This is a genomic window from Pseudomonas putida NBRC 14164 (assembly GCF_000412675.1).
In the GTDB taxonomy this organism is placed as follows: Bacteria; Pseudomonadota; Gammaproteobacteria; order Pseudomonadales; family Pseudomonadaceae; genus Aquipseudomonas; species Aquipseudomonas putida.
Genome location: NC_021505.1, coordinates 5,628,594 through 5,652,679 on the forward strand (window position 1 = coordinate 5,628,594; position 24,086 = coordinate 5,652,679).

21 protein-coding genes and 1 riboswitch are annotated in these 24,086 nt (G+C 63.3%); of the genes, 7 read left to right on the plus strand and 14 right to left on the minus strand.

Features of this window, described 5'->3' with window-relative positions; genetic code table 11:
- Positions 1-73: 73 nt before the first annotated feature.
- From PP4_RS25090 to PP4_RS25130, 9 genes are all read right to left on the minus strand, one after another.
- The gene (locus tag PP4_RS25090; protein ID WP_041167910.1) at positions 74-784 is read right to left on the minus strand and encodes a PqiC family protein; all 711 of its coding nucleotides are present in this window, start codon (positions 782-784) and stop codon (positions 74-76) included.
- A gap of 172 nt (positions 785-956) precedes the next feature.
- Complete coding sequence (gene parC / locus PP4_RS25095) at positions 957-3,215, minus strand: DNA topoisomerase IV subunit A (protein ID WP_016501899.1); 2,259 nt, start codon at positions 3,213-3,215, stop codon at positions 957-959.
- Between the two features lie 10 nt (positions 3,216-3,225).
- On the minus strand, positions 3,226-3,744 hold the full coding sequence (locus PP4_RS25100) for a retropepsin-like aspartic protease family protein (RefSeq protein ID WP_016501900.1): 519 nt from the start codon (positions 3,742-3,744) through the stop codon (positions 3,226-3,228).
- Positions 3,741-4,727: an esterase-like activity of phytase family protein gene (locus PP4_RS25105; RefSeq protein WP_041167913.1), complete on the minus strand. Its 987-nt coding sequence runs from the start codon at positions 4,725-4,727 to the stop codon at positions 3,741-3,743. The genes PP4_RS25100 and PP4_RS25105 overlap by 4 nt, the downstream gene beginning before the upstream one ends.
- The gene (parE, locus tag PP4_RS25110; protein ID WP_016501902.1) at positions 4,724-6,628 is read right to left on the minus strand and encodes a DNA topoisomerase IV subunit B; all 1,905 of its coding nucleotides are present in this window, start codon (positions 6,626-6,628) and stop codon (positions 4,724-4,726) included. The genes PP4_RS25105 and parE overlap by 4 nt, the downstream gene beginning before the upstream one ends.
- A gap of 35 nt (positions 6,629-6,663) precedes the next feature.
- The gene (locus PP4_RS25115; protein ID WP_016501903.1) at positions 6,664-7,272 is read right to left on the minus strand and encodes a YqiA/YcfP family alpha/beta fold hydrolase; all 609 of its coding nucleotides are present in this window, start codon (positions 7,270-7,272) and stop codon (positions 6,664-6,666) included.
- 307 nt (positions 7,273-7,579) lie between these two features.
- Positions 7,580-8,377, minus strand: a complete 798-nt coding sequence (gene cpdA, locus PP4_RS25120) for a 3',5'-cyclic-AMP phosphodiesterase (protein ID WP_016501904.1) — start codon at positions 8,375-8,377, stop codon at positions 7,580-7,582.
- A 1-nt stretch (position 8,378) separates the two neighbouring features.
- Positions 8,379-8,831, minus strand: coding sequence for a DUF1249 domain-containing protein (locus tag PP4_RS25125; protein ID WP_016501905.1), 453 nt, complete (start codon positions 8,829-8,831; stop codon positions 8,379-8,381).
- Complete coding sequence (locus tag PP4_RS25130) at positions 8,822-9,439, minus strand: NUDIX domain-containing protein (protein ID WP_016501906.1); 618 nt, start codon at positions 9,437-9,439, stop codon at positions 8,822-8,824. Before PP4_RS25130 ends, PP4_RS25125 begins: the two co-directional genes overlap by 10 nt.
- 185 nt (positions 9,440-9,624) lie before the next feature.
- Here PP4_RS25130 and PP4_RS25135 point away from each other — a divergent pair, with 185 nt between their 5' ends.
- Complete coding sequence (locus PP4_RS25135) at positions 9,625-10,371, plus strand: RsiV family protein (RefSeq protein WP_016501907.1); 747 nt, start codon at positions 9,625-9,627, stop codon at positions 10,369-10,371.
- Here the strand turns inward: PP4_RS25135 and cytX are convergent.
- Together cytX and thiC are read right to left on the minus strand one after the other, a co-directional pair.
- The gene (gene cytX, locus PP4_RS25140) at positions 10,340-11,623 is read right to left on the minus strand and encodes a putative hydroxymethylpyrimidine transporter CytX (protein ID WP_016501908.1); all 1,284 of its coding nucleotides are present in this window, start codon (positions 11,621-11,623) and stop codon (positions 10,340-10,342) included. The genes PP4_RS25135 and cytX overlap by 32 nt on opposite strands.
- Before the next feature lie 165 nt (positions 11,624-11,788).
- Complete coding sequence (gene thiC / locus PP4_RS25145) at positions 11,789-13,669, minus strand: phosphomethylpyrimidine synthase ThiC (RefSeq protein WP_016501909.1); 1,881 nt, start codon at positions 13,667-13,669, stop codon at positions 11,789-11,791.
- A 155-nt stretch (positions 13,670-13,824) separates the two neighbouring features.
- A riboswitch (TPP riboswitch) is annotated at positions 13,825-13,931 on the minus strand.
- Between the two features lie 160 nt (positions 13,932-14,091).
- On the opposite strand from thiC, the gene PP4_RS25150 reads away from it, so the two are divergent.
- Positions 14,092-15,525: a TolC family outer membrane protein gene (locus PP4_RS25150; protein ID WP_016501910.1), complete on the plus strand. Its 1,434-nt coding sequence runs from the start codon at positions 14,092-14,094 to the stop codon at positions 15,523-15,525.
- Positions 15,526-15,677: 152 nt separating this feature from the next.
- Here the strand turns inward: PP4_RS25150 and waaA are convergent, their stop codons facing one another.
- Positions 15,678-16,949 carry a lipid IV(A) 3-deoxy-D-manno-octulosonic acid transferase gene (gene waaA / locus PP4_RS25155; protein WP_016501911.1) on the minus strand — a complete coding sequence of 424 codons (1,272 nt, stop codon included), beginning with the start codon at positions 16,947-16,949 and terminating at the stop codon, positions 15,678-15,680.
- 203 nt (positions 16,950-17,152) lie between these two features.
- Here waaA and PP4_RS28370 point away from each other — a divergent pair, with 203 nt between their 5' ends.
- Positions 17,153-17,926 (plus strand): RHS repeat-associated core domain-containing protein, encoded by a 774-nt coding sequence (locus tag PP4_RS28370; protein ID WP_080642823.1) that lies wholly within the window; start codon positions 17,153-17,155, stop codon positions 17,924-17,926.
- Positions 17,927-17,963: 37 nt separating this feature from the next.
- On the opposite strand, the gene PP4_RS25165 is transcribed toward PP4_RS28370, so the two are convergent.
- Positions 17,964-18,854: a LysR family transcriptional regulator gene (locus PP4_RS25165; RefSeq protein ID WP_016501913.1), complete on the minus strand. Its 891-nt coding sequence runs from the start codon at positions 18,852-18,854 to the stop codon at positions 17,964-17,966.
- A gap of 87 nt (positions 18,855-18,941) precedes the next feature.
- On the opposite strand from PP4_RS25165, the gene PP4_RS25170 reads away from it, so the two are divergent.
- The 4 genes from PP4_RS25170 (at position 18,942) to PP4_RS25185 (ending at position 22,444) form a co-directional block, all read left to right on the plus strand.
- A complete protein-coding gene (locus tag PP4_RS25170; protein WP_008095055.1) occupies positions 18,942-19,274 on the plus strand; it encodes a DMT family transporter in 333 nt (110 codons plus the stop codon).
- A 161-nt stretch (positions 19,275-19,435) separates the two neighbouring features.
- Positions 19,436-20,611, plus strand: a complete 1,176-nt coding sequence (locus PP4_RS25175; RefSeq protein WP_016501915.1) for an NAD(P)/FAD-dependent oxidoreductase — start codon at positions 19,436-19,438, stop codon at positions 20,609-20,611.
- Entirely contained in the window at positions 20,608-21,420 is an 813-nt protein-coding gene (locus PP4_RS25180; RefSeq protein ID WP_016501916.1) for an aldo/keto reductase, read from the plus strand. The genes PP4_RS25175 and PP4_RS25180 overlap by 4 nt, the downstream gene beginning before the upstream one ends.
- A gap of 55 nt (positions 21,421-21,475) precedes the next feature.
- On the plus strand, positions 21,476-22,444 hold the full coding sequence (locus tag PP4_RS25185) for a hypothetical protein (protein ID WP_016501917.1): 969 nt from the start codon (positions 21,476-21,478) through the stop codon (positions 22,442-22,444).
- 132 nt (positions 22,445-22,576) lie between these two features.
- Here the strand turns inward: PP4_RS25185 and hldE are convergent, their stop codons facing one another.
- Complete coding sequence (hldE, locus tag PP4_RS25190) at positions 22,577-23,998, minus strand: bifunctional D-glycero-beta-D-manno-heptose-7-phosphate kinase/D-glycero-beta-D-manno-heptose 1-phosphate adenylyltransferase HldE (RefSeq protein WP_041167914.1); 1,422 nt, start codon at positions 23,996-23,998, stop codon at positions 22,577-22,579.
- Between the last annotated feature and the right edge of the window lie 88 nt (positions 23,999-24,086).

Here is a 24,086-nt window from a genome sequence, read left to right on the forward strand (position 1 = left end):
AAAGGCCGCATCTATCCTTCAGGTACAAAAAAGCCCGCAACAAATGCGGGCTTTTTTGTGGGTGGCAGTTCGATCAGAAACGATAAACTTCCATATCGGTGCGAATCGGCGAGGCCATAGGGATCCTGGATTTCTCCGGCCCCTTCTTGACCTGCACCGGTGCAGCGGGCTTTTTCGGTGCTTCTTCGGCAATCGCCGGCTGGTTGGCCAGCGGCTTGACCGCAGTGCTCAGCTGTTCGGCCAGCTTCTGCAGCAGTTGACCCTGGGCCTGAACCTGCGACGACTCGCTGCCCTCGTGCGGCTGCTCGAGGTGAACGATACGATTGTCACGCACATGGCCACGGCGATCCAGCAGACGCCACTGGGCATCCAGGATGGCCGGCTGGTTTTTGCCTGAGTCCAGGCGTGTGATCGACAACAGCACCTGCACGTCCGGGCTGAAGCCAGCGGTCGCCGGCGCAAGCACCACGCGCTGGCTGTCGAGGCGCCAGGCAAGTTGACGCACCAGCAGCTGGTCGATATCCGACGAAAGGCTACCCGCCCAGCGGCCGTCAGTCGCCGCGCTCAGGCTGCCGTCGGCTTGACGCTGCAGGAACGTTTCACGCTGAAGGTAATCGGCTACCGATACCGGGCCGAGTACCACGGCCATGCCCGCACTCTGCGACGGCTGGCCAGGATCACCACTGTCGAGCTGATACAGGGCAACCGGCTGATGCATGGTGCACCCGCCAAGGCCCAGCAGGCCAGTCATCAACAGCGCAAATGGAAGGCGCAGAAATTTCATCATCCCATCCAGGCGGCCGCCATAAGGCACACCGCAGTGATACATGTAGATTCAAACGGGCACACGGCCACGCCGGCACCGCAAGGGCCATATCATCCGCGAAATAACCGTCCGACTCCAGCATTTCTGCCCGGAACGGCGCTGAAATTGCCGTTCCAGACATTTCTGCCCGTTACGCCGGCACTTCCACCTGCAACCCATCGACGCGCTGGAAGCCGCGTGGCAGCTTGCTGCCTCGCCGTCCGCGCTCGCCCTTGTAGTGCTCAAGATCGTCCGCTTTCAGAGACAGGGTACGCTTGCCGGCTTGCAATACAAGGGTCGCGCCGTCAGGAATCACGGCCAGATCGGTGACAAATTCTTCACGGCTGGCTACCCGGTCGCCCGGCACGCCAATGATCTTGTTGCCCTTGCCCTTGCCCAGCTGCGGCAAATCGCTGACCTTGAACACCAGCAGGCGGCCTTCGGTGGTCACCGCTGCCAGCCAGTCCTGCTCGCGATTGGCCACCGGGCGTGGGGTCATGACCTTGGCACCGTTGGGCAGGCTGAGCAAACCCTTGCCGGCCTTGTTCTTGGCCTGCAAGTCTTCACCCTTGACCACGAAGCCGTAGCCCGCATCCGAGGCAACCACGTACAGCGCGTCGTCCTCCGGCAACAGCACACACTCGAAGGTGGCGCCTGGCGGTGGCGTCAGGCGGCCGGTCAGCGGCTCGCCCTGACCACGTGCCGAGGGCAAGCTGTGAGCCGCCACCGAATAACTGCGCCCCGTAGAGTCGATGAGCACGGCAAACTGGTTGGAACGCCCGGCTGCGGCGGCCTTGAAGCCATCGCCGGCCTTGTACGACAAGCCGGTGGCGTCGATGTCGTGGCCTTTGGCGCAACGCACCCAGCCCTTCTCCGACAGCACCACGGTGACCGGCTCGGTCGGCATCAGCTCGTTTTCAGACAGGGCCTTGGCTTCGACGCGCTCGACGATTGGCGAACGGCGCGCGTCGCCGTAGGTTTCGGCATCCTTGATCAGTTCGCTGCGCACCAGCTTGCGCAGCTTGGCCTCGCTGCCCAGCAGCGCCTGCAGCTTGGCCTGTTCCTTGAGCAGTTCGTCCTGCTCGCCGCGGATTTTCATCTCTTCCAGGCGCGCCAGCTGACGCAGACGGGTCTCGAGGATGTACTCGGCCTGGATTTCGCTCAGTTCGAACCGGGCAATCAGGGCCTGCTTGGGGTGCTCCTCGGTACGGATGATGTGGATCACTTCATCCAGGTTGAGGAATGCGGTGAGCAAACCATCCAGCAGGTGCAGGCGCCGCTCCACCTTGTCCAGGCGATGCTGCAGCCGGCGGCGAACAGTGTTGGTGCGAAACTCCAGCCACTCCACCAATATCGCACGCAGGTTCTTCAACTGCGGGCGGCCGTCCAGGCCAATGATATTGACGTTGACCCGGTAACTGCTCTCCAGGTCGGTGGTGGCGAACAGGTGCTGCATCAGTTCGTCGGCATCCACACGGTTGGAGCGCGGGATGATGACGATGCGGCACGGGTTCTCATGGTCGGATTCGTCACGCAGGTCGGCAACCATCGGCAGCTTCTTGGCCTGCATCTGTGCGGCGATCTGCTCCAGCACCTTGGCACCGGAGACCTGGTGCGGCAGCGCAGTCACTACGATGTCGCCATCCTCGACGCGGTAAACGGCACGCATGCGGATCGAACCGCGACCGATTTCGTACATCTTGAGGATTTCTGCCCGTGGCGTGATGATTTCCGCCTCGGTCGGGTAATCCGGCCCCTGAATGTGCTCGCACAATTGCTCGATGGTGGCCTTGGGCTCGTCGAGCAGGCGCACGCAGGCGCTCGCCACTTCACGCAGGTTGTGCGGCGGCACGTCGGTCGCCATGCCCACGGCGATACCGGTGGTCCCGTTGAGCAGGATGTTGGGCAGGCGCGCCGGCAGTACGGCCGGCTCCTGCAGGGTACCGTCAAAGTTCGGTACCCAGTCCACGGTGCCTTGGCCAACTTCGCTGAGCAGCACTTCGGCGTAGCGCGACAAACGCGCCTCGGTATAACGCATGGCAGCGAACGACTTCGGATCGTCCGGCGCACCCCAGTTACCCTGGCCGTCGACCAGGGTATAGCGGTAGCTGAACGGCTGCGCCATCAGCACCATGGCCTCGTAGCAGGCCGAGTCGCCATGGGGGTGGAACTTGCCGAGCACGTCACCGACGGTACGCGCCGACTTCTTGTGCTTGGCATCGGCATCGAGCCCCAACTCGCTCATGGCATAGACGATGCGTCGCTGCACCGGCTTCAGGCCGTCGCCGATGTGCGGCAAGGCGCGGTCCATGATCACGTACATGGAATAGTTGAGGTAGGCCTGTTCGGTGAAGTCAGCCAGCGAGCGGCGTTCGACGCCGTCCAGGCTGAGTTCCAGTGAGTCGCTCATGCGGGCCTCGTCATTTCAGGTTCTGGCGCAACAGCATGGTGCCGCCGCGCTGGGTAAATTCAAGTTGTTTCAGGGCACTCATGCCCAGCAGTACGATGGGCCCGTCCAGGCCCGGCACCACGGTGGCGCGTACGTCCTGCAGCCGGATATCGCCCAGTTGCAGGCTGGCCAGGCGCGTGCGGTAGCCTTCGGCGCGGCCATTGGCGGTGCTGAGCAGCACCGGGCTGCCGCGCTCAAGGTTCAGGTCACGGGCCAACGCCTCGGGGATCGCCACATCGGTGGCGCCGGTGTCGAGCATGAAATGCACCGCCTGGCCGTTGATGGCGCCATCCACCATGAAGTGGCCCTGGCCGTTGCCCAGCAGGCGCACTTCGACAAAGCCCTCGCCGTGTTCGGATTGCACCTGGGCATTGGGGTTGCGCTTGCTGTCTTCCCACTGGCCGAAAAAGCGCGTGGCAAGGAACATCGCGGCCGCCCACGCGAGGACCATCAGCACCCTGCCCGCCCGTTTGCCCGGCGCCTGGCTCATGACTTGGCGCTCCAGCCACCTTCCGGTGCATCAAAGCGCCAGACGATCGGGCGCGTTTCGCCATCGGCGCGGGCGCCGTTGTTGTTGTCCAGGCCGATCCAGGCGCCCTTGGCATCGATCACAAGGGCTTCGGCCAGGCCGAACGGTTGCGGGTAACGGCGGGCCTCGACCAAGGCGTCGGCAGCAAACGACCAGCAGCGTTCTACCTTGCCGCTGTCGGTATCACGCCGGCAGACCCGGTAGGCATTGCGTTCGAGTGTGAACAGCTTGCCCTCGAACCAGGCCAGGTCGGCAAAATCGCGCGACAGGGCCCGGGCATTGGGCATTTGCGCCGGCTGCATCTCCACCCCGGCCTCGCTCAGCAGCACACAGCTGCGCCCGCAAGTCCACACCGATTGCTGGCGCTCGATGGCCACCAGGCCACGGCGCTCGCGTTCTGCGGCCAGCCACAGGCGATCGCCCGCCGGGTTGATCGCCAAGCCCTCGAACAGCGCATTGAAGTTCAGCAGCATGCCGCTGGCACGGGCCTGGCGCACCATGGCCGGGTCGATCTTCAGCCAGTCCGGCTCGCCTTCCAGCGGTAACTGCAACACGGCGGCATGGGCTTCGCTGGCCAGGTACAGGTTACCCGCCTGGTCACAGGTGATGCCTTCGAAATCCAGCTCGCCCCCGCGAATGTACGACGCCGCCCAATTGCGCGACTTTAGGCCCCACGGCAGGCCGCTTTCCGGCGGCGGTGGCGGGGTAAAGGTCAGCGGTTGCGCGCGCCAGGTCGGTTTTTGCTGGTCGAAGCGGTAGATGCGGTCGTCGTCGCGGTCGGACACGCCCCACAGCCCGCCCCGGCATTCCACCAGGCCAGACAGGTTGCCACCACGCATGCCGTCGATCGGGTGCTCGGCACTGAGCTTCAGCTCCGGCCAGTTACCCGCCAGGGCAGGCAAGGTAACCAGCGCAAGGCAAACGGCAAGTACTTGCCGAATCAAACCATGACCTCGGCCAGGTTGCCTTTGGTCTCCAGCCAGCTCTTGCGGTCACCGGCGCGCTTCTTGGCCAGCAGCTTGTCCATCAGCTCGCAGGTGGCCTCAACGTCGTCCAGGGTTAGTTGCACCAGGCGCCGGGTGTTCGGATCCATGGTTGTTTCACGCAGCTGTGGCGGGTTCATCTCGCCCAAACCCTTGAAGCGGGTGACCTGTGGCTTGCCGCGCTTCTTCTCGGCCACCAGGCGGTCGAGGATACCGTCACGCTCGGCTTCGTCGAGGGCGTAGTAGATTTCCTTGCCCAGGTCGATGCGGTACAGCGGCGGCATGGCCACGTACACATGCCCGGCCTCGACCAGCGCCCGGAAGTGCTGGACGAACAGCGCGCACAGCAACGTGGCAATGTGCAGGCCGTCGGAGTCGGCGTCGGCGAGGATGCAGACTTTGCCGTAGCGCAGTTGCGCCAGGTCTGTGGCACCCGGGTCGACGCCGATGGCCACGGCGATGTTGTGCACTTCCTGGCTGGCCAGGACTTCGCCACCGTCCACTTCCCAAGTGTTGAGGATCTTGCCGCGCAGCGGCAGGATCGCCTGGTACTCCTTGTCCCGTGCCTGCTTGGCCGAGCCACCCGCCGAGTCACCCTCGACCAGGAACAGCTCGGCACGCATCGGGTCCTGGCCGGCGCAATCGGCCAGCTTGCCAGGCAGCGCCGGGCCTTGGGTAATGCGCTTGCGCTCGACCTTCTTGCTGGCCTTGAGGCGGCGCCCGGCGTTGCTGATAGCCAGCTCGGCCAGTTGCATGCCCAGCTCGGGGTGGGCGTTCAGCCACAGGCTGAAGGCGTCCTTGACCACGCCGGAAACAAAGGCAGCCGCCTCGCGCGAGGACAAGCGCTCTTTGGTCTGCCCGGAGAACTGCGGCTCCTGCATTTTCATCGAGAGCACGAAAGAGATGCGCTCCCAGATGTCCTCAGGCGCCAGCTTCACGCCGCGCGGCAGCAGATTGCGGAACTCGCAGAACTCGCGCATGGCATCCAGCAGGCCCTGACGCAGCCCGTTGACATGGGTGCCGCCCTGAGCGGTGGGGATCAGGTTGACGTAGCTTTCCTGGACGCTGTCGCCACCTTCTGGCAACCACAGCAAGGCCCAGTCTGCGGCCTCCTTGTTGCCCGCCAGGCTGCCGCAGAACGGTTCGTCAGGCAGGCGCTGGAACTCGCTGACCGCATCGACCAGGTAGGAACGCAGGCCGTCTTCGTAGTGCCACTCGACCTTCTCGCCACTGGCCTTGTCCTCGAAGCTGACCAGCAGGCCCGGGCACAGCACGGCCTTGGCCTTGAGCACATGCTTGAGGCGGCTGATGGAGAACTTGGGCGAGTCGAAGTACTTGGGGTCGGGGCTGAAGTAGACGCTGGTGCCGGTGTTGCGCTTGCCGACCGAGCCGACCACTTCCAGCTCGCTGGCCTTGAAGCCATCGGCGAAGGTCATCTGGTATTCGTTGCCGTCACGCTTGACGCGCACGCGCACCTGGGTCGACAGGGCGTTGACCACCGAGATACCCACACCGTGCAAACCACCGGAGAACTGGTAGTTCTTGTTGGAGAACTTGCCGCCGGCGTGCAGCTTGGTAAGGATCAGCTCGACCCCGGACACGCCTTCTTCCGGGTGGATGTCCACTGGCATGCCACGGCCATCGTCGCTGACTTCCAGCGAGTGGTCGGCATGCAGGATGACCTGCACCGAGCGGGCGTGGCCGGCCAGGGCTTCGTCGACACTGTTGTCGATGACTTCCTGGGCCAGGTGGTTGGGGCGGCTGGTATCGGTGTACATGCCCGGCCGCTTGCGGACCGGGTCAAGGCCCGAGAGGACTTCGATGGCGTCTGCGTTATAGGCGCTAGCGCTGGGATTGGCCATAGGGTCTCTTCGTCAGTCTGGTGAGTGCAAAAAAGTCAAAATACAGAAAAATCGAGCGCCGCATACTGCCCGCGAGCAATGCCGGCAAAAGCCAGCAGAGCCGGCAGGCGCTGGGCGAAGCCCTGGAAACTGTGGTCGCCGCCAGCCTGTATACGCAGGGCACATGCACGGTAATAGCGCTCGGCGTGGCGATAGTCCAAGGTTTCATCGGCCGTCTGCAGCCACACTTGATAGCGGCTGGCATCTACCGGGGCCGGCACTTCCAGCTCGGCCAGGGCCTGTACGTGATCGTGGGTCAGTTCCCAGGTTTCACCGCTGTAGTGATTGCGCTGAGTGCCCAGGTACCCGTCAAAATGCTTGTGTGGCGTTACCGCCGGGTTCACCAGCAGGGCCTTGAGGCCATGGCGCTCGGCCAGATGGGTGGCATAGTAGCCGCCGAGCGAACTGCCCACCAGCAATGGCGCGCCCAGTTCGGCGATGGCAGCTTCAAGCTGGGCGATGGCCTGCCGCGGGTGGTGATGCAAGGCGGGCACACGTAGCTGGGCCGACAGGCCCAGTTGCTGCATCACGGCTTCGAGCTGGCGCGCCTTGGTCGAAAGCGGCGAGCTGTTGAAGCCATGGATATAGAGGATGGAACCCGACATGCTGCCCCCGGAATCTGTGGCTTCGCGCCTGATGATGCGGGCGCAGGGACGCGCAGTGTAGCGCGTTCGCCGGGTTTTGACGCAGTGTCACGGGTTTCGCAACAATTTCTTCAAGAAAGCCGGGGCCGCTGCGCAGCCCATCGCCGGCAAGCCAGCTCCCACAGGTACTGCACATGGCTTGAAACCGATGCGGTCTGTATGGGAGCTGGCTTGCCGGCTCTCTCAGATACTCACATGGCTTGAAACCGATGCGGTCGGTGTGGGAGCTGGCTTGCCGGCGATGGGGCGCGCAGCGGCCCCGGATTCTTCAATAACCCGGGCTATCGAAGTCGAGTTTCACCTCAAAGTCCGTGGCCCGCTCCACTCCGGTTTCCAACCGCCCGTCGGCGTGCAGGCGCAACCAGCGGTACCCGGGATGCTCTTCGCTCACCTTGAAGTCTTCGCTGCCGGCCGCGAACTGAATACAGGTCGAAGGCGTGGCCAGCAGGCGCCGGCCATCGCGCAGCTCGTCCCATTCCTGATGCACATGCCCCCACAGCAACGCCCGCACCTGTGGATAAGCCCCGACGATGTCGAACAGGGCCTGGGCATTGCGCAAGCCGATCGGCGCGATCCAGGCGCAGCCGATGTCCACCGGCTGATGGTGGAAACACACCAGGCAATGTCGTTCGCCCGCCTCTTTCAAGGCGGCTTCCAGCACTGCCAGCTGGTCACGCTCCAGCAGACCGTGTGTCGCGCCATGCACCGCCGTGTTGAGCATGACAATACGCCAGGCGCCAACATCGGTGACTGCTTGCACCAGCTCCGGGGCCACTTCGGCCATGACCCGGGCCTCGTCGTGGTTGCCCGGCAACCAGCGGGTGGGCACGGCAAACGGCGCAGTCAGATCCCGGAACGCTTCATAAGAAGCAACGCTGGCGTCCTGGGACAGATCACCCGTGCACAACAGCAAGTCGACAAGCGGTTGCTCGCGCCGCACCTGGGCCACCACATGGCGCAGGCTGTCACGGGTATTGAGGCCCAGCATGCTGCCGGCCGGGTCGGCGAAAAGATGTGCGTCGGTCAGTTGCACCACATGAACAGGGCGCGTGTTGTCTGGGTACATGTCAGCGAACGCTTGCCAGTTCGTGGCCACAAGCCAGGCAGTGGCTCAGCCATTCACCGAGGAACAGGTTGAGCTGGGCCTTTTCGTCCGGCTGGTGCATGGCCTCATTCGGATACGGGTAAATACTGCGCAGGCGCCGGGTATGTTCGGCGCTGACCACTTCGGCCATGCGTGCATCATGGTACACCTGCACTTCCAGGTGCGGCACCGGCAGCCACGGCAGGCTGTGCTCCTGGCGCACATGCAGGGTGGTGGTGTACGGGCAGGCCAGCACCACGTCCAGTACCAGCACGCCGAGCATCTGGTCGCCCTGGGTCATGCCGATGCGGCGCGAGCTCTGGGTGGTACGCATGTCGGGCAACAGGCGCATCAGCCGGGCGTAGTTGGCCTCGCAGGCAGCCTGCAGCCCGACCAGGTCGACTCGATAGCGCTCGCGCAGCAGGTTCACTTCCACATACCTCGTACTTCGTCACGGTTCAGCGCCAGCCATTGCAAGCCGATGATAGTCGCCGCGTTGCAGATGCGCCCGTCGCGCACCGCCTGCAAGGCATCCTCGAACGACCACACGCGCACGCGGATGTCTTCGCCCTCTTCTTCCAGGCCATGCAGCCCGCCCGCGCCCTCGCTGCTGCAACGGCCAAGGAACAGGTGAACGTACTCGTCACTGCCGCCCGGCGACGGGAAGTAGCGGGTCATCGGCCACAAGGCGCTGAACGTCAGGCCGGCTTCTTCCTCGGCTTCGCGGTGGGCGACTTCCTCGGGTTGCTCATCCTTGTCGATCAGCCCGGCAACCATCTCGATCAGCCAGGGGTTGGCGACCTTGTCCAGTGCGCCGACGCGGAACTGCTCGATCAGCACCACTTCGTCGCGCAACGGGTCGTAAGGCAGCACACACACCGCATCATGGCGCACAAACAGTTCGCGGCTGATCTCGCGGCCCATACCCCCGGCAAACAGCTCGTGGCGCAGGTGCACCTTGTCGAGCTTGTAGAAGCCCTGGAAGCAGTTGGCCCGCTTGACGATCTCGACCGCCTTGGGCACCGAATTCAACGTGTCTGACATGGAAATCCTCGTTACCTCAATCACCGCATCGCGCCATCCTACTCTGCACGCTTTCGCGTTTCACCCCTTTCCGGCAACCGTTCGCACACTCGGGACAGCGCGTCTTCACTCTGTTAGCTTAGTGGCGAACTGAAGGCCGCGCAGACGGTCAAAGGCCGACTTTTCCCTGTTCTGCAAGGATCATCATGACACTTGTCAAACTGACTTCCGTGGCCGTGCTGGCACTCGCTCTGGGCGCCTGCCAGAGCCTGTTCACGCCCAACTACCGGACCCCGCTCGAGGTCAAGCGCGACGCCTGGGAGCATGTCAAACCCGGCTGCAGCGAAAGCGACTGCCCGCTGGTGAACATCGACATGGTCCACTTCCCGGCCCTGCCCGCGCTCGACGGCATCGTCGAAAAACGCCTTCTGCAACTGACCGAAGACAATCAGCATGGCACCGCGCCAAGCACCTTGCAGGCCTACGAACAGCAATACCTGGCCAGTGCCGACAAACGTAACAGCAGTTATCTGCAAGCCAAGGTACGTGAGCAGCATGACGGCCTGGTGATCATCGAGTTGTCCAGCTACCTGGACAGCGGTGGCGCCCACGGCATGCCTGGGCGCGGCTTCATCAACTATTCGCGCAAGATGGACAAGGTGCTGACCCTGCAGGACATGCTGGTGCCAGGCCAAGAGGACACCTTCTGGAAAACCGTCGAGGAGTCGCACCGCGCCTGGCTGATGAGCGTGGGCATGGACAAGGACGCCGAGTTCGTCAAAACCTGGCCGTTCAAGAAGTCGCCGCACATCGCCCTGACGTACGGCGCAGTAGTGGTCAAGTACGAGGTCTATGCCATCGCGCCCTATTCCATGGGCCACGTGGAACTGAAGATCCCCTACCCACGCCTGAACGGCGTACTCAAGCCTGAACTGTTTCCCGGCCGCGGCTAAGGCTCAGTAACCCATGCAGCACACCTGCCAGCAGCAATGCTGGCAGGGTAGCCCCCAGCTCCGGTGCCTGCGCGGCAATCAGGTGGTAGACCGCCACCCCCGCAAACCAGGCCACCAGCGCCTGCCAGTGCAAGCCGCCGACCTGTGCCGGCAAGCGGCGACGACGAACCACGTAGTGGTCCATCAACACCACGCCGAACAGCGGCGCGAACACCGAACCGATCAGCAGCAGGAAGTTCTCGTACTGGGCCAGTGGCGCCAGCAGGGCGATCAGGGTGCACAGCACGCCGATGGCCAGCGCCAGGTGCTCGACCTTCACAGGCACCAGCACGCCGGTGGAAACCGCTGCGGAGTGGATGTCGGCGAAGGCCTTTTCCGACTCGTCCAGCAGAATGAGCAGCAACGGAATGCCCATGCCGGCGCCGGCCAGGGCCAGCAGCAGGGCATTGACCTCGCCACTGGCAGCGAAGGCCAGGGTGTAGGCCACGCCCAGGCTCATCAGCCAGGTGTTGCCGATGAAATAGCCAATGACCGTGCCGCCGAACACGTGCTTGCCGTTGCGGGCGAAGCGCGAGTAGTCGGCGATCAGCGGCAGCCAGGACAGCGGCATGGCGATGACGATGTCGAAGCCCACGGCCAGCGACATCGAACCGTCACCGGCGCGGCCCCACAGTTCAGCCAGGTCGGCCTTGGCGAACAGGTTCCAGGTCAGCCACAGGCAAGCCCCCAGCAGCACCCAGATACCCCAGGCGCGCAGCACCTTGCGCACGAAGGCCAGCGGCCCGCTGACGGCCAGCAAGGTGGCCAGGGCACCGAAACACAGGGTCCAGAGCATCGGGCTGTTCCAGGCACTGTCTTCGCCGAACGCGCGCGCGCCCAGCAGGCTGGCGGCGTCGCGCATGACAATGATCTCGAATGCGCCCCAACCTACCAGTTGCAGCAGGTTGAGCACAGCCGGCAAGCGCGCACCATGGCTGCCCAGGCTGAGCTTCAGGGTGCCCATGGCCGAAAGACCGGTGTCGCTGCCGATGACACCGGCGGCGCCCAGCAACAGCACACCCACGCCGGTGCCCAGGGCGATGGCCAGCACCGCGCCGGCAAGGCCAAGGCCTGGGGCGAGCATGGCGCCGACTTGCAGCACCATCAGGCCGATGCCAAGGGAGAACCACAACGAGAACAGGTCGCGGGCGCCGAAGATGCGCTGGTGGGTGGGGACCGGGTGGTCGGGGGAGAACTGGCTGGGTGATGTCATGGTTGGCGCTCGCCGGCAATGTTGTTGGTGTTCTTGGCGAGGACTTCGTCCTCGAATCGCGACGCAAGGCCGTTCCCACAAGGGCCGCGCAGGCCTTGAACCTTGTGCGGTCCCTGTGGGAGCGGCCTTGTGTCGCGAAGGGGCCGCACAGCGGCCCCAGCGTTCTTACACTTTCTGGTACAGCTGGCTGCCTTCCTGGCGGAAACGCTCGGCCTGCTCACGCATGCCTTGCTCGACCGTCACATCCACAGCCTCGATCTTGGCAGCGTACTCACGCACTTCCTGGGTGATTTTCATCGAGCAGAACTTCGGCCCGCACATCGAGCAGAAGTGCGCAACCTTGGCCGATTCCTTCGGCAGGGTCTCGTCGTGGAAGGCACGGGCGGTGTCCGGGTCCAGGCCGAGGTTGAACTGGTCTTCCCAGCGGAACTCGAAGCGTGCCTTGGACAGGGCGTTGTCGCGAATCTGCGCGCCTGGGTGGCCCTTGGCAAGGTCGGCGGCGTGGGCGGCGATCTTGTAGGTGATGATGCCGGTCTTGACGTCGTCCTTGTTCGGCAGGCCCAGGTGTTCCTTGGGCGTGACGTAGCAGAGCATGGCGCAACCGAACCAGCCGATCATCGCCGCACCAATGCCCGAGGTGATGTGGTCGTAGCCCGGTGCAATGTCGGTGGTCAGCGGGCCGAGGGTGTAGAACGGCGCCTCGTCGCAGCACTCCAGCTGCTTGTCCATGTTCTCCTTGATCAACTGCATCGGCACGTGGCCCGGGCCTTCGATCATGCACTGCACGTCGTGCTTCCAGGCAATCTTGGTCAGCTCGCCGAGGGTTTCCAGCTCACCGAACTGCGCAGCGTCGTTGGCGTCGGCGATCGAGCCGGGGCGCAGGCCGTCACCCAGCGAGAAGCTGACGTCGTAGGCCTTCATGATTTCGCAGATTTCGTCGAAGTGCGTGTACAGGAAGTTTTCCTTGTGGTGCGCCAGGCACCACTTGGCCATGATCGAGCCACCGCGGCTGACGATACCGGTGACGCGCTTGGCGGTCAGCGGCACATAGCGCAGCAGCACACCGGCATGGATGGTGAAGTAGTCCACGCCCTGCTCGGCCTGCTCGATCAGGGTGTCGCGGAACAGCTCCCAGGTCAGGTCTTCGGCCACGCCGTTGACCTTTTCCAGGGCCTGGTAGATCGGCACGGTACCAATCGGCACCGGCGAGTTGCGGATGATCCACTCGCGGGTTTCGTGAATGTGCTTGCCGGTGGACAGGTCCATGACCGTGTCCGAGCCCCAGCGGATGCCCCAGGTCAGCTTGGCCACTTCTTCCTCGATCGAGGACCCCAGGGCACTGTTGCCGATGTTGCCGTTGATCTTCACCAGGAAGTTGCGGCCGATGATCATCGGCTCGACTTCAGGGTGGTTGATGTTGGCCGGAATGATCGCGCGGCCACGGGCGATTTCCTGGCGGACGAATTCGGGGGTGATTTCTTTCGGGATGTTGGCACCGAAGCTGTGGCCGGCGTGCTGCTCATTCAGCAAGCCAGCGGCGCGGGCTTCTTGCAGCTTCATGTTCTCGCGGATGGCGACGTATTCCATCTCGGCGGTGATGATGCCCTGGCGGGCATAGTGCATCTGCGAGACGTTGGCGCCAGCCTTGGCACGGCGCGGGTTGCGCACGTGGGCGAAACGCAGCTTGGCCAGTTCGGCGTCGTTCAGGCGCTGCTGACCGAAGTCGGAGCTGAGCCCGCCCAGGCGCTCGGTGTCACCGCGCGCCTCGATCCACGCCGAACGCACGTCGGCCAGGCCCTTGCGCACATCAATGATCACATCGGGGTCGGTGTATGGGCCGGACGTGTCGTAAACCAGTACCGGCGCGTTGGTCTCGCCGCCGAAATCGGTTGGGGTATCGTCCAGGCTGATTTCACGCATGGGCACGCGGATGTCCGGGCGCGAGCCTTCGACATAGATCTTGCGCGAGCGCGGGAAGGGTTGCACGGACTGCTGATCGACTTGTGCCGATTCGCTGAGGTTGATCGCTTTTTCTTGTTTGGTCATCACAGGCTCTCCAGACGGCTTCCTAGCAGTGGAATGTCGGGGAGAACCTGAAAAGCGCGGACGCACCCATGGACGAGTGCAGTGCCGGATATGGGGGTGCCTGAAGCTGCATGCAGCTGCGACATTCCCGGACCTGGCACAAGAGGCTCCCCGGGAAGGCGAGCAATCTTGTTCCCTACGCAGGCGCTAACCTGATCAGGTTCAACGGGATCCGCACCTCTGCGATCTCAGCCTTTGCTTCAAGGCACCCCGACAAGAACATGCGCAGTCTAGACTGGAGTGGTCGGCAAAGCCAAGCGGGTAAATGCGCGGTTGATGAAAGGCATACCGGGCGATTGTTGCCAGGGGCGCATGGCACTACACTGGCCCGTCACTCGATACTCAACAGTTCAGTAATTAAATTTCGTACAAGGATTGCCTCTATGCTGCGCAAACTCTCACTGGCGATTGCCGTGTCTTGTGCGTCCAACGGAGTGGCCTGGGCAGTGGACGTGCCCTCGACAGTCAAGACCGACCTGGTCAGCGTTTATCAGGAAGCGGTAGACAACAACGCCGACCTGGCTGCGGCACGCGCCGATTATGGCGCCCGCCGCGAAGTGGTACCGCAGGCCCGCGCCGGGTTGCTGCCAAACCTCTCGGCCGATGCCGAGATGCTGAACACCCGCACCAAGCTGGACGAGCCTTCCATCACCTCCAACCGCAGCGGCAACTCATGGAGCGCGACCTTGGCCCAGCCAATCTTCCGCGCTGATCGCTGGTTCCAGCTGCAGGCGGCCGAAGCAGTCAACGAACAGGCCGCGCTGGAGCTGTCGGCCACTGAACAGAACCTGATCCTGCAAACCGCGCAAAACTACTTCGCCGTGCTGCGCGCGCAGGACAACCTGGCCGCCACCAAGGCCGAAGAATCCGCGTTCAAGCGCCAGCTGGACCAGTCCAACGAACGCTTCGATGTGGGCCTGTCGGACAAGACCGACGTGCTGCAATCCCAGGCCAGCTATGACACGGCCCGCGCCAACCGGATCATCGCCGAGCGCCAGGTACAGGATGCCTTTGAAGCGCTGGTCACCCTGACAAACCGTGAATACACCTCGATTCAAGGCGTGGTGCATACCCTGCCGGTGCAGGTACCTACGCCAAACGACGCCAAGGCCTGGGTCGAAACCGCCGGCCGCCAGAACCTCAACCTGCTGGCCACCAACTATGCGGTTTCCGCCGCCGAAGAGACCCTGCGCCAGCGCAAGGCCGGCCATGCGCCGACCCTGGATGCAGTGGCCAAGTACCAGAAGGGTGACAACGACAACCTGGGCTTTACCAACCCTTCGCAATTGGGCGTGCGCTACAGCGGCGACGTCGAGCAGACTAGCGTTGGCCTGCAGCTGAATATCCCGATCTACAGCGGCGGCCTGACCAGCTCGCAGGTACGCGAGGCCTACCAGCGCCTGAGCCAGAGCGAGCAGCAGCGTGAAAGCCTGCGCCGCCAGGTGGTGGAAAACACCCGCAACCTGCACCGCGCGGTGAACACCGATGTGGAACAGGTGCAAGCACGCAAGCAGTCGATCATCTCCAACCAGAGCGCGCTGGAAGCCACCGAAATCGGCTACCAGGTGGGTACCCGCAACATCGTCGACGTGCTCGATGCCCAGCGCCAGCTGTACACCTCGGTGCGCGACTACAACAACAGCCGCTATGACTACATCCTCGACAACCTGAGCCTGAAGCAGGCGGCCGGCACCCTCAGCCCGCAAGACCTGCAGGACCTCAAGCGTTACCTGAAACCGGACTACAACCCGGACAAGGACTTCCTGCCGCCAGACCTGGCTGCAGCAGCGGCCAAGAACTTTGAGCGCCGCCCTTGAAACAGGGGTGTATTGCTCACAGACCGGGTTGCTTTTGATGGCCTCATCGCCGGCAAGCCAGCTCCCACAGGTTCCTCACTGGCCTCAAGCCTTGTGCAGCCCCTGTGGGAGCTGGCTTGCCGGCGATGAGGCCAGGAAAACCAAAGCAAAAGTCAGTGGATAAGCGCATCCAGGCCATCGAGCAAGCGCTGCAACGCGCCCTGATTGGCCCGCATCACCGCCCTGCCCGCCTCGCCCATGCGCTGGGCGTCCTGCGGCAGTTCCACCAGACGGCGCACCGCACCGGCCAGCCCGTCAGCATCATCAATCTGCTGCAACGCACCCGCCTCGCGCAGCATCGCGCTGATTTCGAGGAAGTTGAACACATGCGGCCCCATGAGCACCGGCAACGCCAGCGCCGCAGGCTCCAACGGATTGTGCCCACCGGTCGGCACCAGGCTGCCACCGACGAAGGCAATGTCGGCCAGGGCATACAGGAACAGCAGTTCGCCCATGGTGTCGCCCAGCAACACGCGGGTTTGCGCATCGACCGGCGCTGCCGAAGAACGGCGCACGGTGGTGAATTGCTCGCTGCACAGCGCATGCACCGCATTGAAGCGCTCGGGATGGCGCGGCACCAGGATCAGCAAGGCATCGCCATGCACCTGCAACAATTGCCGATGCGCCCGCAAAATCAGCGCATCCTCGCCGTCATGGGTACTGGCGGCAATCCACACCGGGCGCTGTTCGGCCCCCCACTGCTCACGCAATGCCCTGGCACGCGGTAGCAGTTGCTCATCGATCTTCAGGTCGAACTTGATCGAGCCGGTGACCTGCACGCACTCAGGGCGCGCCCCCAGGTCACGAAAGCGTTGCGCCTCGGTTTCGGTCTGCACGGCGATCAGGCTCATTTCCGCCAGCATCGGCCGAGTCAGTTTGGCAAAGCGCCCGTAGCCGCGTGCCGAACGCTCGGACAATCGCGCGTTGGCCAGCGCCACCGGAATCCCGCGTTTGGCGCACTGGTGGATATGGTTGGGCCACAGCTCGGTTTCCATGATGATGCCAAGCTTCGGCTGCACATGGTCGAGAAATCGCCCGGCCGCCCACGGCAGATCGTAGGGCAGGTAGCAATGCTGTACGCGTGGTTCGTCGGCGAAAATGGCGCGAATACGCTCGGAACCGGTCGGTGTCATGCAGGTAAGCGTGATCGGCAATTCCGGGTAGGCCTTGAGCAAGGCACGCACCATGGGCGCGGCAGCAATGCTCTCGCCAACCGACACAGCATGTACCCAGATGCCGCCCTGGCGCATTGCCGGCAGCTTGCAAGCAAAGCGCTCGCCGATGCGTTGCCCATAGGCAGGCGCCTTGCGTGCGCGCAGGTACAGGCGCAGCGCAACCAGCGGCAGGCCCAGGTGAAACAGCAAGGTATAGAGAGTTCTGTTCATGGCGGCTGAGTTTATCTCGAATCAGCTAAAAAAGCTGACCGATCAATGCATTTTTTGGTCGTGTTGTTTCACAAAGGTGTCCGTTCACATTCGACTGGCGCAGCTCTGCAAAACAAGCAACTGGTATTTTTGCCAGTTCCAAAACCCTGAAATCTTCGACAAGGTGCTGGACTCAACCACAGTACAATATAAAAAACCTGATCATGGACACCAAAAAGACCTATAAAAGCGCCCTCAGTTATTCGCCATATGGACACACAGCTACTGAGCTCGAGCCACTTACTCTTTTTAATGGGGAGGTTTTTGATCGCTCTCTTCACGCCTATCTACTTGGGCCGATTTGCCGGCCTTATAGCCAAGATTTGATGAGATTTTTTTCACCCGACCGGCTGAGTCCGTTCGGCAAAGGCGGTATAAATACCTATAGCTATTGCTCGGCTGACCCCATTAACTTTCGCGACCCCAGCGGCCAAAGCCGACAGCGGATACGGCCAACGCGCCGACCAATGGTAAGGCTAGGCCCAATCTACGACAATGACGAGGTCTCACGAGTACCTGTAAAGCAGCCCTGGTACGACACGACAAAATCACCTCTATACGGACTTTTTGACCAACCACTCTTAGGAAACAACATCACCAAATACTTGAACATCGAAAAAACAAGCCTAATGAATGAATATTTCCCAGTGTTTTCTGCGCACAACTCACTCACGCTAGCCAACAGCAAACAGCTCACGCTCAGCTCAGCCCTTAAAGCAGGGGTCGAAAACGCCACCATCGTTAAAAAAAAATATCAGGGCGTAATTACAGAACACGATGCCAGAGCCATGCTAGAACGGAAAGGTAAAGCTACTCGAGCCGGCTATATTTACGGCGATAATCAAATCGCGATATCGATTAGCCGTATAAGATCAAGAGTGGACACTGACATATTCGCTATGGACCCCGAAAATTTTGGGGACCTGTTGTTCCTGTAACAAGCTTTAACTCATCTGTGCCTGCATGTATGGCCGCTTACCCGATCGCACGCAGGTGCACCGCAAAGCGCTCGGCCAGCCACTGCGCGGCCGGCCCCAGGGGCGCATCACGGCGCCAGGCCAGTTCCGCCACCAGCGCCGGCGGGCGCCACTCGCTATCGAGCTCGACCATGTGCGCCTGGTAGGTCGGGTACTGCACCACGTGCCGCGGCAACCAGGCCCAGCCCAGGCCGCGCATCAGCAGTTCGGCCATGGCGTAGAAGCTGTCGGCACGCCATACCTGCGGGCTGATCGCCTCGCCGCCTGGGTAACCGCTTTGTTGTGGCGTGATCAGCAACTGCCGGTGGCGCGCCAGTTGCTGGCGGGTGACCCGGCCTTCGCCCGCCAGCGGGTGGTCGACTGCGCAAACCGTGACCATCTCCACACTGCCCAGCGCCCGCCGCTCCAGCGATGCCGGGATGCTTTCGTGGTGGAAGAACAGGCCCAGATCGGCGCGCCGCTCCACCAGCTTGCGCGCCACATCGCCCTGGGCACCGCTGGCCAGTTGCACCTCCAGGAACGGGTAGCGGCTGGCCAGCTCGTCCAGGCTGTCGATCACCGGCTGGTAAGGCATGGCTTCGTCCTGGGCGACCCTCAGCAAGGCCTCCTGCCCGCGCATCAGAGCCAGGGCACGGCCATCCAGGTGTTCGCACTGACGCAACAGTTCGCGCGCATCTTCCAACAACGCGCTGCCATTTTCGGTCAGCTTCGGTTGCCGGCCGCTGCTGCGCTCGAACAACGTGACACCCAGGTCTGCTTCCAGCAGGGCGATGGCATTGCTGATCGCCGATTGAGCCTTGCGTTGTTCGCGGGCAACGGCAGAAAAGGAGCGCAATTCGGCGACGCGCAGAAAAATTCGCAACTGCTCTAGGTTCCATTGCTCAGCCATCAACCTATCCCCATATCTGATAGGTAATGACTTTACCGCATCTGGGCAAGGTCTAGAATGCCCGACCAGTTACCAGAGGACCCCGCCATGAATGCCTATACCTATCTCGCCATCGCCATCTGCGCCGAAGTCATCGCCACTGCCTCCATGAAAGCAGTGAAAGGCCTGAGCACGCCACTGCCCCTGCTGCTGATGGTGGTTGGCTACGGCATTGCGTTCTGGATGCTGACCCTGGTGGTGCGCAGCATTCCGGTGGGAATCGCTTACGCCATCTGGTCGGGGCTGGGGATTGTGCTGATCAGTGTGGCGGCGCTGGTGATCTATGGGCAGAAGCTGGATGTGCCGGCGATGCTGGGCATGGCCATGATTGTGGGTGGGGTGGTGGTGATTCAGCTGTTTTCCAAGACAGCCGGGCACTGAGACAACCTGTGCGCGCCTCATCGCCGGCAAGCCAGCTCCCACAGGGATAGTGGAAGTTGCAGGCTCTGCACTATCCCTGGGGGAGCTGGCTTGCCGGCGATAGGGCCCTCACAGGTATAGCCTGTATACTTGCCAGCTGTCCCAGTCTTCGAGGTACCGCCATGCCATCTGCCATTTCCACTGACGTGCTGATCGTCGGCGCCGGGGTCGCAGGCCTCTGGCTCAATGCCCGCCTGCGCCGCCAGGGCTACTCGACAGTGCTGGTGGAACGCGCCAGCCTTGGCGGTGAGCAGACGATTAAGTCGCAGGGCATTATCCACGGCGGCACCAAGTACGCCCTGCACGGTGCCCTTACCGGCGCCTCGGAAGCCATCGCCGACATGCCGCGCCGCTGGCGTGAGGCCTTGGCTGGTGACGGCGAACTCGACCTCGGCCGTACCCGTCTGCTCTCCGATGCCCACTACCTGTGGTCACCCGGCACCCTGGCCGGCAACCTCACCAGTTTCTTCGCCAGCAAGGCCGTACGCGGCCGGGTCGACCAGGTCAAGGGCGACCAGCTGCCGCCCGCGCTGCAGGACCGCGCCTTCAAGGGTAAGGTCTATCGCTTGGCAGAACTGGTGATTGATGTCCCGAGCCTGCTGGCCAACCTGGCCGAGCTGGCCGGCGACTCCTTGCTTGCAGGTGAGCGCATCGAACCATTGCGTGAAGGTGATGCCTTGGTCGGCCTGCGCGTGGATGACCGGGAAATCCGTGCCCAGCGCATCGTGTTGAGCGCCGGTGCCGGCACCGAAGGTTTGCTGCAGGCGCTGGGCCTGGACCAGCCCGCCATGCAAACACGCCCGCTGCACATGGTCATGGCCAAGGGCCCGAACCTCAAACCTTTGTACGCCCACTGCCTCGGTGGCGGGCCCAAGCCACGGGTGACGGTAACCACCCACCCGGCAGCCGATGGCCAGTGGGTGTGGTACCTCGGCGGCGACCTGGCGGAAGCCGATGGCGTAGCGCGCGAGCCTGCAGCGCAGATTGCTGCGGCACAGAAGGAAATCGCCAACCTGTTGCCATGGGTTGACCAGAGCCTGGTGCGCTGGGCCACCCTGCGCGTCGACCGCGCCGAACCTGCGCAATCCGGCCTGGTACGCCCGGACAACGCCTTCCTTGCCGACCAGCAGCGCCTGCTGGTGGGCTGGCCGACCAAGCTGGCCCTGGCACCGGACTTCAGTGACCGGGTCATCGCCCATCTGGAGCGCGACGGCATCCGCCCGCAGGCACAAGCCGACCTGGCCGACCTGCCCCGCCCCCCCTTGGGCGTGCCGGCCTGGGAGCACTTGCTGCCATGAGCCTGCCCACCCTGCACGACTTCCACCGCCCGCTGGGCAGCACCGGTTTCCAGGTTTCGCCACTGGGCCTGGGCACGGTCAAGCTGGGCCGCGACCAAGGTGTGAAGTACCCCACCGGTTTCACCATCCCCGACGATGACGAAGCCCGCATGCTACTGGCCCAGGCCCGCCAGCTGGGTATCAACCTGATCGACACCGCCCCCGCCTATGGCCGCAGTGAAGAACGCCTGGGCCCGCTGCTGCGCGGCCAACGCGATGAGTGGGTGATCGTCAGCAAGGTCGGCGAAGAATTCGACAACGGCCAGTCGCACTTCGACTTCAGTGCCACCCACACCCGTCTTTCGGTAGAGCGCAGCCTGCGCCGCCTGGAAACCGACCGCATCGAACTGGTGCTGGTGCATTCCGACGGCAACGACCTGGCGATCCTCGAACAGCAGGAGGTCTACCAGACCCTGGCGGAGCTCAAGCAAGAGGGCAAGATCCTCGGCTTCGGCCTGTCCGGCAAGACTGTGGCCGGTGGCCTGAAAGCACTGGAACAAGGCGACTGCGCCATGGTTACCTACAACCTCAACGAGCAGGCAGAACGCCCGGTGCTGGACTACGCTGCCGAACACGGCAAGGCCATCCTGGTAAAGAAGGCCCTGGCCAGCGGGCACGTCTGCCTGGCCCCGGGCGTTGACCCGGTGCAGGCAAGCTTCGAGCTGCTGTTCGCCCACCCGGGCGTCAGCAGTGCTATCGTCGGCACCATCAATCCGCTGCACCTGGCCCACAACGTGGCCACCGTCGCCCGCATCCTGGGCCAGCACTGAGTTGCCCCTGGCCCAACAAGGGCCAGGAGAATGACCCGACGCAAGGAGGAGCCTCGTGGCGCGAACGCTGATCCGCAAGAACCCGAGCAACTTCAAGACACTGCCACTGCATGTCGAAGCCACGCCCGAAGGCCTGATCTACCAGAGCATCGGCATGCCGCTGAACTTTGCCCAGACCCAACAGCGGCGCAAGGCCATCCAGCTGCCCGACACGCAGCGGTTCGTGGTCGAACTGGCCAACCTGGGTGTGTCGGTGCGCCTTACCCTGCATTGGCAAAACCGAGATTACTGGGTGTTGGTGCGCCAGCGCCGGCAAGACCGTGGCGATGTGGTGCTGAAACTGATTTCTGGGTATGTACCGGCGCAGGAGCTGAACCTGCCGTTGCACACGGCTGTTCAGGAAGTGGCTGAGGAATGCCTGCTGGAAACCCCGGAAGGCTGGTTAGGCGGGCGCTTCAACGATACCTGGCTGCCCGTCCCATACGCCGCTGCCCTGCACTACCGCGAAACACCGCACTTCCTGCTGGCCCCCGAGTCCGGTGCCGCGCGGCCCGTGCACTGCGGCAACCTGATGCTGCTGGAGCGGCCAAGGGCCTACGTGCACTTGCCCACCGCCTCGCTGCAGCTGATCTACGACATGCGCCTGCAGGTGCCTCGTGAAGCCAAGAAACTCAGCCTGTTCCACGTCGATGAGCGGCTGGAGGGCGGCCAACTGGTAGCGCGGCTCAACCGCAAACGGCCAGACCTGTACCTGATGCCGTTGAAGGACGGCCACCCGCTGGCGGAGCTGTATACGCTGAAGAAGGATGAGCTGGTGCCGGCGAGCACACGCGGACTGTACCTGGCTGAGAGTTTTGCCCGGCAGGAAGGCTGGGTAGTGACGGAAGAGCGGGTGCGCTGGAAGGACTGGGTGAAGCAGCAGGGGCTGGTGGAGAGCAAGCCGGCGCGGGCATCGCACCTGCAGCGGTTTGGCGACAAGGCCCGGGCATTGCTGGAGCGGGCCCGCACCTCACTTCACAAGTGAATCCCTGGGGCTGCTTCGCAGCCAATCGCCGGCAAGCCAGCTCCCACAAGGCCTTTGCAATTCTCAAGGCTTGCGCTGTACCTGTGGGAGCGGGCTTGCCGGCGATTGGGCTGCAAAGCGGCCCAGGCTGTATCAGTTCTTGCGAATCTTCTCGACAATCGCGGTAGTCGAGCTGTTCTCGACCAGGCCCAGCACCTTCACAGTGCCGCCATACGCCTTGACGATATCAGCGCCCACTACCTGATCAATGCCATAGTCGCCACCCTTGACCAGCACATCCGGCTTGACCTGGCTCAGCAGGTTTTCCGGGGTGCCTTCAGGGAAGCTGATCACCCAGTCCACCGCGCCCAAACCGGCCAGCACGGCCATGCGCCGGTCTACGCTGTTGATCGGCCGGCCCGGCCCTTTCAAACGGCTGACCGAAGCGTCGTCGTTGACCGCGACGATCAGCCGATCACCCTGGGCCCGCGCCTGTTCCAGGTAGGTGACGTGCCCGGCATGCAGGATGTCGAAGCAGCCATTGGTGAAGACGATCTTCTCTTTGTGCGCCCGCGCGTCATCGATGGCCAGCAGCAGTTGCTCCAGGCCCAGCACGCCGCGCTCGGAACCTTCTTCACGCTGGATCGCCCGGCGCAGTTCCGGGGCACTGATCGCAGCCGTACCCAGCTTGCCGACCACGATGCCGGCCGCCAGGTTGGCCAGGGCCACCGCGTGGGGCAGGTCCTCGCCAGCCGCAATGGCCGCCGCGAGGGTGGAAATGACGGTATCACCGGCACCGGTCACATCGAACACTTCACGCGCCCGCGCCGGCAGGTGCAGCGCCGGCTGGCCAACGCGCAGCAGGGTCATGCCGTGCTCGCCACGGGTTACCAGCACGGCGCCCAGATCCAGCTCCTGCAGCAGCTGCAAGCCTTTGGCCACCAGTTCGGCCTCATCGGCGCAACGGCCAACGATGGTCTCGAACTCGCTGAGGTTCGGGGTGATCAGGCTGGCGCCGCGGTAGATGGAAAAATCCTTGCCCTTGGGGTCGGCCAGCACCGGAATGCCCTTGGCCCGCGCTGCCTGGATCAGGCTTTGGTGATTCTTCAGTGCGCCCTTGCCGTAGTCCGACAAGACCAGCACCTTGACGCCTTCGAGCAGGCTGTCGACTTCGGCACCCAGCGACAGCGGGTCGGTGGCGAACGGCTCTTCGAAATCGATACGCAGCAGCTGCTGGTGACGGCTCATGACCCGCAGCTTGACGATGGTCGGCTGGTGCGCGATGCGCTGGAACACCGAACGCACGCCCGCAGCCTGAAGGCTGTTGGCCAGGCTGTCGGCGGCCTCGTCCTGGCCGGTAACGCCGATCAGCGACGCCGGTGCGCCCAGGGCGGCGATGTTCAAGGCAACGTTGGCCGCGCCGCCGGGGCGATCCTCGATCTGATCGACCTTGACCACCGGCACTGGCGCCTCGGGCGAAATACGCGAAGTACCGCCATGCCAGTAGCGGTCGAGCATGACATCGCCGACCACCAGAACCGGGGCTTGATCGAAACGCGGCATGGACAACTTCATGGGCAACCCATATGGAAATAATGAACAGGGGCAGGATATTAGCACAGGGTAGACGACGGCTTTATGGCCAGATCGCCCCCGGAAAATT